The 14,072-nt window shown below is 53.9% G+C and carries 14 protein-coding genes; 8 read left to right on the forward strand and 6 right to left on the reverse strand.

All coding sequences use genetic code 11. The features are described 5' to 3' along the window. Positions 1-151: 151 nt before the first annotated feature. The gene (locus tag FC18_RS01740; protein WP_054678916.1) at positions 152-460 is read left to right on the forward strand and encodes a hypothetical protein; all 309 of its coding nucleotides are present in this window, start codon (positions 152-154) and stop codon (positions 458-460) included. Between the two features lie 86 nt (positions 461-546). Here FC18_RS01740 and FC18_RS01745 read toward each other — a convergent pair whose 3' ends face one another. From FC18_RS01745 to FC18_RS01755, 3 genes are read right to left on the reverse strand one after another with little or no spacing between them, the layout of a single operon-like run. Beyond that, positions 547-1,782: an ABC transporter permease gene (locus FC18_RS01745; protein WP_054678919.1), complete on the reverse strand. Its 1,236-nt coding sequence runs from the start codon at positions 1,780-1,782 to the stop codon at positions 547-549. Next, positions 1,775-2,671, reverse strand: a complete 897-nt coding sequence (locus FC18_RS01750) for an ABC transporter ATP-binding protein (RefSeq protein WP_054678923.1) — start codon at positions 2,669-2,671, stop codon at positions 1,775-1,777. The genes FC18_RS01745 and FC18_RS01750 overlap by 8 nt, the downstream gene beginning before the upstream one ends. 18 nt (positions 2,672-2,689) lie before the next feature. Then, a complete protein-coding gene (locus FC18_RS01755) occupies positions 2,690-3,325 on the reverse strand; it encodes a helix-turn-helix domain-containing protein (RefSeq protein ID WP_054678926.1) in 636 nt (211 codons plus the stop codon). A gap of 619 nt (positions 3,326-3,944) precedes the next feature. Between FC18_RS01755 and FC18_RS01760 the strand changes: the two genes are divergently transcribed. The 5 genes from FC18_RS01760 (at position 3,945) to FC18_RS01780 (ending at position 8,786) form a co-directional block, all read left to right on the forward strand. Continuing rightward, positions 3,945-6,068 carry an AAA family ATPase gene (locus FC18_RS01760; RefSeq protein ID WP_056975355.1) on the forward strand — a complete coding sequence of 708 codons (2,124 nt, stop codon included), beginning with the start codon at positions 3,945-3,947 and terminating at the stop codon, positions 6,066-6,068. Positions 6,069-6,211: 143 nt separating this feature from the next. Further along, positions 6,212-6,727 (forward strand): GNAT family N-acetyltransferase, encoded by a 516-nt coding sequence (locus FC18_RS01765; RefSeq protein WP_054678929.1) that lies wholly within the window; start codon positions 6,212-6,214, stop codon positions 6,725-6,727. Positions 6,728-6,836: 109 nt separating this feature from the next. Then, on the forward strand, positions 6,837-7,379 hold the full coding sequence (locus tag FC18_RS01770; protein WP_054678931.1) for a sigma-70 family RNA polymerase sigma factor: 543 nt from the start codon (positions 6,837-6,839) through the stop codon (positions 7,377-7,379). Continuing rightward, the gene (locus tag FC18_RS01775; protein ID WP_054678934.1) at positions 7,372-8,367 is read left to right on the forward strand and encodes a DUF4179 domain-containing protein; all 996 of its coding nucleotides are present in this window, start codon (positions 7,372-7,374) and stop codon (positions 8,365-8,367) included. Before FC18_RS01770 ends, FC18_RS01775 begins: the two co-directional genes overlap by 8 nt. Before the next feature lie 215 nt (positions 8,368-8,582). After that, positions 8,583-8,786 carry a hypothetical protein gene (locus tag FC18_RS01780; protein ID WP_054678937.1) on the forward strand — a complete coding sequence of 68 codons (204 nt, stop codon included), beginning with the start codon at positions 8,583-8,585 and terminating at the stop codon, positions 8,784-8,786. Positions 8,787-8,839: 53 nt separating this feature from the next. Here the strand turns inward: FC18_RS01780 and FC18_RS01785 are convergent, their stop codons facing one another. The 3 genes from FC18_RS01785 to FC18_RS01795 form a co-directional block, all read right to left on the reverse strand. Then, entirely contained in the window at positions 8,840-10,246 is a 1,407-nt protein-coding gene (locus FC18_RS01785) for an amino acid permease (protein WP_056975356.1), read from the reverse strand. Between the two features lie 238 nt (positions 10,247-10,484). Beyond that, positions 10,485-10,955 (reverse strand): glutathione peroxidase, encoded by a 471-nt coding sequence (locus FC18_RS01790; protein WP_054678940.1) that lies wholly within the window; start codon positions 10,953-10,955, stop codon positions 10,485-10,487. Positions 10,956-10,980: 25 nt separating this feature from the next. Then, positions 10,981-11,538: a GNAT family N-acetyltransferase gene (locus FC18_RS01795; protein ID WP_056975357.1), complete on the reverse strand. Its 558-nt coding sequence runs from the start codon at positions 11,536-11,538 to the stop codon at positions 10,981-10,983. A 454-nt stretch (positions 11,539-11,992) separates the two neighbouring features. Between FC18_RS01795 and FC18_RS01800 the strand changes: the two genes are divergently transcribed. Both FC18_RS01800 and FC18_RS01805 read left to right on the forward strand, forming a co-directional pair. After that, on the forward strand, positions 11,993-12,652 hold the full coding sequence (locus FC18_RS01800) for an EAL domain-containing protein (protein WP_054678946.1): 660 nt from the start codon (positions 11,993-11,995) through the stop codon (positions 12,650-12,652). Positions 12,653-12,680: 28 nt separating this feature from the next. Next, positions 12,681-14,027: a PTS transporter subunit EIIC gene (locus FC18_RS01805; RefSeq protein ID WP_054678949.1), complete on the forward strand. Its 1,347-nt coding sequence runs from the start codon at positions 12,681-12,683 to the stop codon at positions 14,025-14,027. Positions 14,028-14,072 lie beyond the last annotated feature (45 nt).

A 14,072-nucleotide genomic window follows, 5' to 3' on the forward strand; every position in this document is an offset into this window, starting at 1 on the left:
TCAATTAAAGACAAACAATTTGTGTGCTGTTCATCACCAAATCAATTACAATAACAGGCCAGATACTCCCCGAGACGGATACCTGCGCTCGTGCGCACATGCTATACTGAGGACAATAACAACACGTACCACCCCACGAAAGGATATTAATATGTTCGTTACCCTCATCAATTCATACTCTGGCGATGCTAAACGCGCCAAAATCGGCTTCTCCTGGACCACCTTCTTCTTCGGTTTCTTCCCCGCACTTTTCCGGGGCGACTTCAAGTGGTTCGCCATCATCGCCCTGCTCGAAATTGCCAGCGGCTCATTCACCATGGGCATCGCGATGACCCTGGTCACCCTGATTTTCGGGTTCATCTATAACGGCCTGTACATCAAGGATTTGCTCAGCCACGGCTACGCACCGGCTTCCGAAGCGGATGCGGCATTGCTGCGGGCAAAGGGCTTCCGGTTCTAAGCGGACAAAGCACAGAGAATCAAACACACTTCCATATAAACCAAATCGGGCGGTCAAAGCAAAATATGCTTTGACCGCCCGATTATTTATTGTGCCTTCATGAACGTCAATGTCGACTTCAACGCCTTAACCAGCCCACCTTCCTTGTACACCAGCACGTTGGCCTTGTAGACCCGCACGGTAAACCAGGTGAACAGGCCGAGGAACACCGTCGCAATGGCGAGGGCAATCCACGCTTGGCCCGCGGTGGTAAAACCCATCGTTGCGCGCACCGGCATGATGGAGGAGCTGACAAACGGCACGTAGCTGGCAATCTTGATGACCGGCATGTCGCCTGCCTGCGCCATCAATGCACCAAAGTAACCGAGCATCCCCAGAATCGACAGTGGCGCTACCGCTTGCTGCACCTGTTCCTGGTTGGCAACCAGTGAGCCGGTCAGTGCGGCCAGAACCGCGTAGCTGAGCGTCCCAATCAGGAAGAACAGGATGATTTGCACCCCGTTAATTGAGAGCAGCGCGGATAGGTCCACCGAATCCAGCACACTCTTGACCATGGCCTGGTTACGCAGCAGCGGCCAGGCAATTCCTGCCGCCACCACGTACACCCCGATTTGGGTCAGCAGCAGGAGCAAAATCCCGCTGAGCTTACCGAAGAACTGCGTCGTTGCGCTGACGGACGACAGCAGCATTTCCATGATGCGCGAACCCTTTTCCGTCGCGATTTCCTGCGCCAACATGCTGCCGTACACCATCATGAAGATCATCATCAAGACGGTAATGGCGATGGCAATCCCGCGGTTGACGCTATCCGTTGACGCGTCTTTGTTCACTCGTTTGCCGTCCTTGAACGCCACCGAGGACGTCTTTAGCTTGGCGGGGGCGAGCAAACCAGCCAGCTGCGTTCCAGACAGGTGCAGTTGCTGCGCCTTCAGTTGCATGCTCAGCTGGTTCAACACCGCGGTGATGCCCGTTGTCTCGATAGTTTGCCCCCCGACCCGCGTCGTTAGGTGGGCCGTAAGCTGCTTTTGGCTGCTATCAAACGTTAATACACCATCGACTTTTTCATTCCGCAGTGCCCTATTCGCCCGCGTCTGCGTATACGCAGTGGCCTTGGCATCCGTGGCCTTATCAATCTGCTTAACCAGCGCCACGTTTGGGGACACGACCGCGAGTTTGGCGTCCTTAGCCGAGTTATCAATCAATGTGCCCAGGCCCAGGATGACCGCCGCCAGCAGAATCGGCGATACGACCAGGAATAGCCACGAACCGCTGCACACGTTCTTCTTATATACCTGTTTTGTGACCACCCAGAATTTATTCATGATCTGCACCTGCCTTTATGCGGAAAATCTCGTCGAGTGTCGGTGGCTGCTGAGAAAATTCGGGAATGTACCCCGTGGCGGTCGCCGCCGCGAAAATCTCACGGCCAGCCGCCGGATCCGTTAACGTCAGCACCTGCCGTTTACCTTCTTGCCGAACTGTCTTAACACCGGCAAAGTTTTGCAGTTGCGCGGTAGTCAGCGGGGATTCGATGAACACTTTGGTGCGCCCGAAGCTCTGGCGGATATCGTCCACCGTCCCGCGCAGCACCACTTCACCCCGCCGCAACATGATCAGGTGGTCAGATAGTGCTTCGACGTTCCCCATGTTGTGGCTGGAGTAAATAATAGCCGCGCCACTGTCCCGCAGCATTTTGATGCCGTCTTCCAGAATCGACGCGTTCACGGGGTCGAGCCCGGTGAACGGTTCATCCAGAATCACGAGCCGCGGCATGTGAATGAGCGCCGCAATCAACTGCACCTTCTGCTGGTTCCCCTTGGACAGGTCCTTCACGCGGTCGGTGCGCTTACCCTTCACCTGGAACCGGTCCATCCAGGTGTCGATTTGACTGCGCACATCCCGGGCCTTCATCCCCCGCAGCTGCGCGAAGTACTGAATCTGGTCTTCCACCTTCATCTTCGGGTACAGACCACGTTCTTCCGGCAGGTATCCCAGAATGTTGTAGTCGGCACTGGTTAGTTTGTGGCCGTCCCACAGCACATTGCCGTTGTCGGGGTTGAGGAAGTTCAGAATCATGCGGAACGTCGTGGTTTTACCCGCCCCGTTCTGGCCAATCAGGCCCATGATTTCGCCTTCCCGCACCGTGAAGGTCTCGTCGCTGACGGCCACCATGTCACCAAAGGACTTGGTGAGGTTGTTGATTTCTAGCATTACATTTCCTCCATTAAGTTACCAAATACTCCAGGTCTTGCGCATGGGGCCGAACCGAACGCGGTGGTAGATTACCGTGACGACCAGAGTGCTAATCCCGCCAGTGGCAGCACCCCAGAACACATCATTCAGGCCCCCGACACCATAGAACATGGCTAGAATTACCACCACCGTCAAAACTCCAAGGGCAACGCTACCCCATGATAGCGTCCGCTCCACCGACTTGTGCCGTAAAATCCGGTAGCGCCGGTAACTCGGGCCGATTGCAAGCATGTTAATCAGCGTTAATGCCGTCAGCACCATTTGTACAACTGGTGTGAGATGAAAGGCATGGACTTCAAACGCATTCAAGAAGATGAGTGCCACCAGCACGAGGTCCACCGCGTACACTGAGTAATAAACGATTCGTGCCTCTTTGCGTTGCTGATCCTGTTTCACTAAATCCGCCGTTGCCGACGCATCCTCGCGCAGCATCTCATCCAGCGACAAGTGGTACGTCTCCGCCAGCGTAATCAAGCTCGTGATGTCCGGATAGCTGCGTCCGGTTTCCCAGCCCGACACCGTTTGCCGGCTGACGTGCAGCTCGGCCGCAATATCCTGCTGGGTTAATAGATTATCACGGCGAATCTGCCGCAACCGGTCCCCAAGATTCATGAATTTCACTCCCAATTATTGCAACATAATGGGTAAATTCCGGTGCATCCCGGGCCGCCCCATTATTAATATTTTTGTTTTTGCTACATCCTAAATGTACACAAACCGCGGCGCAAAAGCGAGCTACGAGGTGTTGCATTTGGTGTTTTTGGTGGTTTACGTGTGCTACCAAAGATGACAATCATTTCCCGGGTAATAAAATAAGGCTGTGGCGATGAAACTGTTTAGAAATATTTCTAAGCAGAGTATAGCCCGTTAAGCAGTATGCAGCAAGAACTATTTTGATATATATCTAAATTGATAAGTGCCATCACCGGCTGGTAAGTGCAAATACGCATTTTCACGGCCACAAGCAGCTAATTTGCATTAATTTAGCACTCTACTTGCGCGAGTGCTAAATTCGTGGTACTATACATTATGTAAACAAGGACAACCAAAGTGCGGGCGGTATTAACATCGTCGGTTCATAGATACGACGAACACCGACGAGCACCAAGCGTCGGTGTTTTGCTTGGCCTACTTGTTTGCCTGGAGTGCGCCGAACTAGCTTTCGTCACTCCAGCTAGACGTAACTAATGACAAAAACTTCGCGGATGACCCGCGACAGGAGGTAAGAAGTATGGCTCAGTTTTCTGATGGCTTTTTCAACAACGACATGGATGATTTCTTCAACCAAGTATTACGCCGCATGGGGAGCGACGGTTCGGCACGTTACATCGTGAACGGACACGAAATGACCCCCGAACAATTCTCCCAGTACCGGGCAACCGGCAAGCTCCCTGACGCGGGTGACAGTGAGATCCCCGTTCAGACCACCGGTGAAGCCGCCGTTAAAAAGGGTGGCATCCTCGAGAAGCTGGGCCGGAACCTGACCGCCGAAGCCAAGGCCGGCATGCTCGACCCAGTGATTGGCCGGGACCACGAAATCCAGGAGACCGCCGAAATTCTCAGCCGCCGGACCAAGAACAACCCCATCCTCGTTGGGGACGCCGGGGTCGGGAAGACCGCGATTGTTGAAGGCTTGGCCCAGGCAATCGTGGCCGGTAAGGTGCCCGAAGCGGTGCAGGGCAAGCAGATCTACAGCATTGACCTGGCTAACCTCGAAGCGGGCACCCAGTACCGGGGCTCCTTCGAACAGAACATTCAGAACTTAATTAAGGAAGTGAAGGCCGCCGGGAACGTCATCTTGTTCTTCGACGAAATTCACCAGATTTTGGGCGCCGGCAGCACTGGCGGTGAAGACGGCGGTCAGGGCTTGGCCGACATCATCAAGCCCGCCCTTTCCCGGGGCGAAATCACCGTTATCGGTGCGACCACCCAGGATGAATACCGCAACACCATCATGAAGAATGCGGCCTTAGCGCGTCGGTTCAACGACGTCACAGTCAATGAACCCACTGCAGCCGACACCGTCAAGATTCTCCATGGGGTCCGCAAGCTCTACGAACAGCACCACCACGTTCAGTTGCCTGATGACGTGCTCCAGGCTGCCGTCGACTACTCCGTGCAGTACATTCCACAGCGTAGTTTGCCCGACAAGGCCATTGACCTGCTGGACATGACCGCTGCCCACCTGGCGGCCCAGCACCCCGCGGAAGACAAGGTCACCCTTGAAAACCGCATTAAGGAACTGAACCAGCAGAAGGACGCCGCGGCGAAGGCTGAAGACTACGAAAAGGCTGCGCAGCTCAAGAAGGACATCGCGGATGCTGAAAGCAAGCTGAACGCTGCCAGCGACAAGAGCGCAACCGTGGTTGCCACCAAGAACGATGTGGCTGAAGCGGTTGAACGCCTGACCGGGATTCCTGTTGCCCAGCTTGGTGCGAGCGACATCGAACACCTGAAGGGCATCGGCGACCGGCTCAAGGGTAAGGTCATCGGTCAGGACGAAGCGGTCGAAATGGTTGCCCGCGCAATTCGCCGTAACCGTGCCGGCTTCGATGAAGGTAACCGGCCAATCGGCAGTTTCCTCTTCGTTGGTCCTACTGGGGTCGGGAAGACTGAACTGGCTAAGCAGCTGGCTCTAGATCTCTTCGGCAATAAGGACGCCATCATCCGGCTCGACATGTCCGAATACAGCGACCGCACCGCTGTTTCCAAGCTTATCGGGACGACTGCCGGGTACGTTGGCTACGATGACAACAGCAACACCTTGACGGAACGCGTTCGTCGCAATCCGTACTCCATCGTGCTGCTGGACGAAATCGAAAAGGCGGACCCCCAAGTCCTCACCCTGCTGCTGCAGGTACTCGACGATGGTCGTCTGACTGATGGTCAAGGTAACGTGGTCAACTTCAAGAACACCGTCATCATCGCGACCTCCAACGCCGGCTTTGGGAACGAAGCCCTCACCGGCAAGAAGGATGAAGACGTCGAACTCACCACGCGCCTTGCCCCTTACTTCCGTCCTGAATTCCTCAACCGGTTCAACGGCATCGTCGAATTCAGTCACCTGACCAAGGATGATCTGGGCAAGATTGTTGACCTCATGCTAAATGACGTCAACAAGACCCTCGCCAAGAAGGACATCACCCTGAACGTTAGTGCTGACGCCAAGAACTGGCTCATCGAACAGGGCTATGACGAAGCGATGGGTGCCCGTCCTCTCCGTCGGGTCATCGAACGCGAAATCCGTGACCGGGTCACCGACTTCTACCTCGACCACACCGATGCTAAGCAGCTGACAGCTAACCTGGTTGACGGTAAGATTGTGATCGCGGCTAAGGACGCCGTTACGGCATAATTTGGCCAAGCAAAAAGGACTCTTGCATTCGCTGCAAGGGCCCTTTTGCGTACATAACTACAGGCATGTGCACAAGTGCACTTGAACCACCGCACCCCCAGTGCTAGGCTTAAGGCAATAATCAGTAATGGAGATGCTCCAAAATGCACATTGAATTGATTCCCGCCACCCCTGACCTGGCCCCAGAAGTGTTCGCCGTGGTGGATGCCAGCCGCGAATTCATCAACCAGTGGCTGCCGTGGGCGAAAGGTACACGCACAGAGGCTGACGAGCAGCACTTCCTCGAGCACATGGTTGCCCAGGCCAAAGCCAAGAAAGCCTTCATGTTCATCATCAAAGCGGACGGCAAAATCGTCGGTAGCATTGACCTGCACAACATCGACCACGCCGACAAGCACGCGGAGGTCGGTTACTTCCTGGGCAAGGAGGCCACGGGCCACGGCATCATGCACCACGCGGTCACGGACCTCGAGCGGTACGGGTTCAAGGAGCTTGGGCTGAACAAGATTACCATTATGGCGGCGACCAAGAACACCCCGAGTCGCCTCGTGGCAGAACGCGCCGGCTACCACTTCGACGGCTACCTGCGCGATGAGCTGCTGCTGCACGGACAGTACGTGGACTGCGCGGTGTACTCGAATCTGGCGGAAGAAGCATAGGATTTGAAAATTGACGGTTGCAACCGTCAATTTTTTTGTCTTTAGTACTTTTTTCCTGAAACCTTTTAGCCAAAATCATACACTAACTGTGTGAAAAGGAGGCAAGGATATGAGCTTAACCACAAGTGAACGAAAACTGGCCACACAAGCTATACACGGTAATCGTACAGCATTATCTGCGTTGATTCACACTCGTAGTGATTATCTGTACCGCACCGCATACCTTTACGTTGGCAACCAAAACGACGCACTCGACGTAATTCAAGAAGCAACCACACAAGCTGTTATGAGCGTCAGCAAATTACGCAATCCCGAACTGTTTTTCACGTGGTTCACGCGCATATTAATTCGGCAGGCCCAAGCAATCTACATGCTGCGTGCCAACGAGGACGTTACTGCCAATCCGCTGATTGCTGGGGTGGCTCAAACGAACGCGACAACCACTACCACCGATACCCATGTTGACCTATTGACCGCGCTACAACAAATTAAGGCCGAATATCGCCAGGCACTACAATTATTTTATTATCAAGATTTACCCATTCACGAAATCAGTAGTGTCCTAAACCTGCCCGAGTCTACAATTAAGACCCGATTGCGACGGGGACGATTAGCACTGAAAAATAGACTAGGAGGAGACTACTTTGACTAACATTAACCCACGTGATGAATTACACGACGCAATTGATCAAATTCCTGTCCCTACCGCCGCAGTCAACGCTGCTATTGACCAAGGCATTGCTGCTACACCAGTTAAACACAAGTGGCGAGCACGGCTACTGGTTCTTGCTGCCGCCGTTCTGTTTGGCGGTGCGGGTTTAGCCGCGGGCACACCCATCATCAGTCAAGCCGTTAGCAACGTTGCTTGGCTAACTGCCTTCTACCTCAGTAACGGTGAAAATGATGATTTCAACACCTATCATATTGATGGTGTAGCCAAGAAGCTTAATAAAACCATCACTTCACACGGCATTACCGTCAAACTGGTAGAGGCATATTACTCGGGTAAAACTATCGGGATTACTGGCGAAATCACAGGTCTGAACACCACTGATTTTGACCCTAATGGTGAACATGAACTCGAAATGGTAACCGACGACACCCCCGGAAAACACCTTTTCCACGACATGACCAATTTTCAACCAATCAAACACGGTTACCGTTTCCGCCAAACCTACATCGTCACCAGCAAAACAGCTCCATCAAGCATTACACTTCCATTCACCATCAAACAAATAGGACTGACAGTGGGACGCTGGAAGGCAAACCTGAAGATGTCGCAACCCACACCCATCGTTAACATCATCAACGGTACCACCTACGATTTCGGACTGAAGGGCATCACAATTACGCCACACTCAATCACAAAGTATGCACACGGAAGTGAACTTGCTTTTAACATCAAGACTGATCATACCCGTTATGAACCCGACAGCACTAGCATTGATTTCATTAAGGATAGTAGTGGACAACAGCTTATAACCAATGCTAGCAGTTTTGGATCCAGTGATGGCCGCGATTATCTGTCGATGACGCGGATGCCAAAACGCGGAGAAAAATATTTAGTTAGATGTAACTATTTCTTGAAAGGACACAAAAGAGCGAACACCGTTACCAAAAAAATGGTCATCTGGCCGTGAATAATTGACGGGTAGCGAGCAATTCGCCACCCGTTTTTTAATCCATATTTTTTATCAGTACTATTCACTAAAAAGGTTGGTATTGACGGCCCGCCAGTCACTAATATGTGTATGCTATTGTCAGATTGTCCAATTACAGTTATCATATTTGACCACCCACCAAACTAGCGTTAAGTTGGTGGTGAACTAGCAATCAAAAACGGAAGTGTACGTTTATGAAATACATCAAAACCCACCCCACCAAATACACCCACGCCTTAATTATCTTCGACTGGCTGCTAACCATAAGCATTCTCGCCGCCATCGTTGTCGATTTTTTTGCCGTGCCCATTCTCAACTTCGTAATCTATACCTTTGGCGTGGTTGTGCTCATCGTAACTACAACGCTGTTAATTCTTGACTGGTTAACCCGTAAATAAACGTACGCAAACCAAAAGACGCAATCCGCAAAAATGCAGGTTGCGTCTTTCTTTTAGTCAATATCTGTGGGGTTCATTGCCGCTTTTTTCTTCTTCCCAACCAGGGTCAGGATGCCGATGAAGCCGACCGTCCAAACCAGGCCGCCGATTGCCGGCAGCACGTTCTCGCCCGTGATGAACAGGCTGACGTAGATGGCGGTGAAAAAGCCGATGACCAAGGGACTGGTGAACTTATACCCGGGCATCAAGAAACCGTTCGGATCGAAGTCGCGCGATTCGCGGTACTTCCGGTGTGCCAGCATCGTCAGCAGGTACACGATGATGTAGAGGTCACTGGAAACACTGGTGATGAACGTGAACGCGTTGCTAATCTGGGGCAGCGAGTTCAGAATCGGGCCGATGAGCACCAGGGCCGCGGAGAAGAGAATCCCGCGCGCGGGCACGCCCGTCCGGCTGATTTTGCGAAAGCCCTGCATGAACTTACTGTTAGGTGAGTCGAGCGCGAGCTGGTAGAAGTGCCGGCCAGCCGAGTACATGTAGGAGTTCAGGGCTGATGCCGCCGCAGTCAGGACGACGAAGTTAATCACCGCCGCTGCCGCCTTCAGTCCGGCGAGTTCGAACACCTGCACGAATGGGCTCTGCGTGGGGTCGAGTGAATTCCACGGGTAGATGGCCATGATGACCAGAATGGCACCGATGTAGAAAATCAGGACCCGGTAGATGATTTCGTTAATCACCTTGGGCAGCACCTTGCGCGGATTCTGGGTTTCACTCGTGGTAATCCCGATGAATTCCATCCCCTGAAACGCAAAGAAGACCATCGGGAACGCTGCGACGAAACTGCCGAAGCCATTCGGGAACATGGAGAAGTGGTTCGTGATGTTGCCGAAGCTGGCGTGGCCAATTGGCGTCTTGAAGTTCATGAACACCATTGCGAGCCCAACGACAATCATCACCACAATGGCGGTAATCTTGATCATCGCAAACCAGAACTCAGCTTCCCCGAACAAACCGACCGCAATCAGGTTAATCGCCACCAGCACGGCGAGCACACAGAGCTGAATTGTCCAGGTGTGCCAGGTCGGGAACCAGAACTGCACGTACTTGGACACGGCGGTCAGTTCCGCCATCGCCACGAAGATGATGCCCAGCCAGTACGTCCAACCAGCGAAGTAACCAATCTGCGGACCAAGATACTTTTTAATGAAGGAAATGAACGTGTGCTTGTCGGGATCGTGGTACATCATTTCGCCAATCCCGCGCATCATGAGGAAGAAAATCACCCCAAGGATTAGGTAGACCAGCAGGATTGACGGCCCCGTCTTCATGATGGAGTTGCTGGCACCGAGGAACAGCCCGGTCCCAATCGTCCCGCCCAGCGCAATCATCTGGACGTGGCGCTTGGTTAATTCACGTTTTGTTCCGTCTGCGTTTTCTTTAGCCGCCATGTGTGTCTCCATCCTGGGTTGTCGGCGCAAAAATGTTGCGGCACAACCACGTTTTTTGTCGAATTTAATTACTGGTATCTATCTTAACGGTCGGCCGGCCCTCCCCGCAAGTGCGTCAAAACCGCATAACGACGGCAAAGCGCGCGGTTATGCGGTTTGGTGAATTATATGAAACTTTTCTGAGGTTCGGTGAAATTTGTTCAACTAAACGTCAAAAAACGCGCCGGCCACCCAGGTCGACGCGTTTTTGCTACCCCAACGCCTGCACGACATCGGGCTCAATCTTTTCCGGCGTGGTCACCGGTGCGAACCGGCGCAACACCGTGCCGTCGCGGCCCACTAGGAACTTGGTGTAGTTCCACTTGATGGCGCCGCTGCCCGTCTGCGCCTTCAGGAACTGCCACAGCGGGTGGGCGTCCTTGCCGTTGAGCACCACCATCTTGGTCAGCGGGAACGTGACGCCGAAGTGCACCTGGCAGTACTCCTCAGTGCCGTCGCCGTCCTTCAGCTCTTGGTGAAACTGATTGGACGGCATGCCGAGCACAACGAGTCCCTGCTTAGCGTACTCATCGTGCAGTTTCTGGAGCCCCCGCAGTTGCGGCGCCAGGCCACACTTGCTGGCGGTGTTCACAATGAGCAGCACCTTACCGCGATAATCGGCTAAATCAATCGGGGTGCCGCCCATTTCCGTTAATTTGAAATCATAAATTGAGGCTGACATGAACAATTCCTCCTTCTGTTCCTGGTTATTCTCGGTTTTCGCGATATTCACGTGCCGTGATGGCCGTCACCACCGTGGTGATGGGCGTGCCGTCATCGTCAATCCGGTCGTTGCGCAGGCGGCCTTCGACGTGCATCCCCAGCTTTTCCAACACCCGGCCCGAGTTGTGGTTGCGCGAATCGTACATCGCCTCGACCCGGTTGAGGTGCAGGATGTTAAAACACAGATCCAGCAACGCGGCCGCGGCTTCCGGCGCATAGCCATTGCCCCAGAACCGGCGCGTGATTAGGTAGCCAATCTCGGCCTTCTGGTTGCGCTCGTCCAGGTGCACCTCGACCGCACCAGCGAACTGGTTGGTGCCCTTCAGCACGACGGCGTACTTGCCGAGGGGATCGCCCATCCAGTAATCTGCCATCCCGGAGAGCGTGGCGTCCATGTTCGGGTAGTGAATCGTGAACCGGTTATTCTCAGGGTCACTGCCGATGCGGTAGAAATCTTCAGCGTCGGCCAGCCGCACCGGACGCAGTAACAACCGTTTCGTGGTAATTTCTTGGTGCTTCAATAATTCAACTTTTAGGGACATTGGTACACCTCGTTTCGTTTTCCCTTATCTTACGCTTTTTTGCCGCAAAATGTCCGCTGCATGTTGGCTGATGTGTCTGTATTTCGTTAAAAAGCACATTTCTTGCGGTGCATATTTCGTGCTGCGACTGCATAATTCATGCTTTTCTGAAAGTTTGATTTATGTACTTGGCCTAACCATAATAATATTTGTATATATGAAAAGCCGTTAGTCGTGGACTCGCGATAGCCATATCTCGGCGTCACACAGCCCATTCATTCCCATTAGCCCGGTTTTTGTTCTTCCGTACGGGACACATTTCCCTATCTATTTATAATTATTATAGGCGTACTCGGCGTACGTTTTCACCGTTGTTTACAGCGCAAAAACTGTCGCAATTTCTGAAAAAATATTGTATATTTACTTACGAAAGCTATACCGTGCCGGAGACTAATTTCGGGGGAAGGAGCCGCTGATGATTCGCTTCTGGGGTCAAGACAAATACTCGCAACGTGAGCTAATTGGTTATGAACTTTTTTTGCGTGAATACAATGATGGCCAGTGGCGCTTCCCCGCGGACTTCGGCAAGTTCACGGCCAGTGAGTTCGCCCAAACGCTCGTCGACACCATCGGCGCACTGCCAGCAGGAATTCAACTGGTGTCCATCAATCTGGACCAGCCACAATTCATCGATCCGCAGTATATCGACCAGCTCGGCGTGGCCCAGCGCGCCTGCCCCGATACGCTCATCATCGTTGAACTGACGGAACGACCATATAACGTGCCCATCGCCCAGCTCGTCACCGCCGCGGCCGCCTACCAAGACCTCGGCCTGTGGGTCTGCCTGGATGATGTCGGGACCGGCGCCAACCAGGTCGACCTTGTTGAGGCCCTCGCGCCCCACGTCAAGGAATACAAATTTGCGCTTCAGAACTTCCACAACAAGCGCGATTTTGTCACCGTCGTCAGCCCGCAACTCCAATTCTGGCGCGAGGAGGCCGACATCAACAGCGTGTTCTTCGTCATCGAAGGCTTCGAAACTGAGGCTGACCTCAAGGTGGCGCAAAACTACCACGCAGAGATTGTGCAGGGCTACTACTACGGGCGTCCGCACATGATTCAAGTGAAGAACTAATATTAATTGGGAAGGGAGGATGCAGCAATTGCAACGCGTACGCATAATTCAACACCACGTGCAAAAAATCGGTGACCGGCTAACGGACATGGTCATGCCCAATATGGGCGCGTTCATCGCTTGGGGACTGATGGCTGCATGCTTCAGTCCCACCGGGTTCTTCCCCCACGCCGGACTCGGCGGCGTGGTCACCGCAATTGGCCGCTACCTATTGCCACTGATGCTGGCCTACACGGGGGCGCGGGTGACTGGCGGTCAGCGCGGCGGACTAGTTGCCGCCATCGCCACCATCGGCCTCATCGCCAGCATGCACGACCTTGCCCTCCTCGGCGCCATGATTCTCGGCCCGCTCTGTGGGTGGCTCACCAAGAAGCTCGACCGCTGTCTGCACCAACACGTGCGCCAAGGCTTCGAGCTGCTCGTGGACAACTTCTCCGCCGGGATTCTCGGCATGCTCATGGCCCTCATCGGCTACCTCGGCCTGGCCCCGATTGTCGACTGGGTCAGCCGCATGCTGGCACTGGGGGCCAACTGGCTGATTGATGCCCACCTGATTCCGCTGGCGAACGTCGTGATTGAGCCGGCCAAGGTCCTGTTCATGAACAACGTGATTAACCACGGCATTTTGAACCCCATTGGCACCGAACAGGCGGCACACGCGGGCCACTCACTGCTATTTCTGCTTGAAACCAACCCGGGTCCCGGCCTGGGCATTCTCCTCGCCTTCGCCATTTTTGGTCACGGCCGGGCGAAAAAAGCCGCGCCGGGGGCCATCATCATCCACGCACTCGGTGGGATTCACGAAATCTACTTCCCGTACATCCTCCAACGGCCCCAGCTGCTGCTAGCCGTCATCGCCGGTGGGGTCTCCGGGACCGCCACGTTCGACCTCTTGAACATCGGTCTGCGCGCTGATCCGGCTCCCGGTTCCATCATTTCCATCCTGCTACTCACGCCCGCCAGTCTGCACAACTACCTGGGCGTTATCGCCGGGGTCACCGTCAGCACGGTTGTTGCGTTCGCCATCGCCGTTCTGCTCTTGCCGCGGCGCAACGCTGAGTCAGTGGACACGACCAACGCCATCGCCACCAGTACCAACGACCAGGCCGTGATTATCACCGGTACGGAAGGCATGGGCTCGCCCGACATGGGCGCACGCATCCTGCGGGCTAAGCTGCAGGAGCACGGCATCACGAACGTCACGGTCACCGCCCAGCCGATCAACACTATTGCCGAAGCGAACGACGCCATTATTTTCGTAATGGACGATTTGGTCGCCGTTGTGCAGGAACAAGCACCCGAAGCCAAGGATATCATCGGGATTCGCAACTACCTGAACACGCCCGCATACGATGATTTTCTGCGGACGTTATAGATTAATAATTAGCAAAAATGGAAGGAGCCGCGCAAATGGTTACTT

It is taken from the genome of Lacticaseibacillus sharpeae JCM 1186 = DSM 20505, from assembly GCF_001436225.1.
GTDB classification, from domain to species: Bacteria; Bacillota; Bacilli; order Lactobacillales; family Lactobacillaceae; genus Lacticaseibacillus; species Lacticaseibacillus sharpeae.

What these genes read in the sequence shown, in the direction of transcription:
- FC18_RS01755 (WP_054678926.1), bottom strand. Translation starts at nt 3,325, where the DNA reads ATGAATCTTGGGGACCGGTTGCGGCAGATTCGCCGTGATAATCTATTA.
- FC18_RS01745 (WP_054678919.1), bottom strand. Translation starts at nt 1,782, where the DNA reads ATGAATAAATTCTGGGTGGTCACAAAACAGGTATATAAGAAGAACGTG.
- FC18_RS01785 (WP_056975356.1), bottom strand. Translation starts at nt 10,246, where the DNA reads ATGGAGACACACATGGCGGCTAAAGAAAACGCAGACGGAACAAAACGT.
- FC18_RS01750 (WP_054678923.1), bottom strand. Translation starts at nt 2,671, where the DNA reads ATGCTAGAAATCAACAACCTCACCAAGTCCTTTGGTGACATGGTGGCC.
- FC18_RS01780 (WP_054678937.1), top strand. Translation starts at nt 8,583, where the DNA reads ATGAAATACATCAAAACCCACCCCACCAAATACACCCACGCCTTAATT.
- FC18_RS01770 (WP_054678931.1), top strand. Translation starts at nt 6,837, where the DNA reads ATGAGCTTAACCACAAGTGAACGAAAACTGGCCACACAAGCTATACAC.
- FC18_RS01800 (WP_054678946.1), top strand. Translation starts at nt 11,993, where the DNA reads ATGATTCGCTTCTGGGGTCAAGACAAATACTCGCAACGTGAGCTAATT.
- FC18_RS01790 (WP_054678940.1), bottom strand. Translation starts at nt 10,955, where the DNA reads ATGTCAGCCTCAATTTATGATTTCAAATTAACGGAAATGGGCGGCACC.
- FC18_RS01795 (WP_056975357.1), bottom strand. Translation starts at nt 11,538, where the DNA reads ATGTCCCTAAAAGTTGAATTATTGAAGCACCAAGAAATTACCACGAAA.
- FC18_RS01765 (WP_054678929.1), top strand. Translation starts at nt 6,212, where the DNA reads ATGCACATTGAATTGATTCCCGCCACCCCTGACCTGGCCCCAGAAGTG.
- FC18_RS01760 (WP_056975355.1), top strand. Translation starts at nt 3,945, where the DNA reads ATGGCTCAGTTTTCTGATGGCTTTTTCAACAACGACATGGATGATTTC.
- FC18_RS01740 (WP_054678916.1), top strand. Translation starts at nt 152, where the DNA reads ATGTTCGTTACCCTCATCAATTCATACTCTGGCGATGCTAAACGCGCC.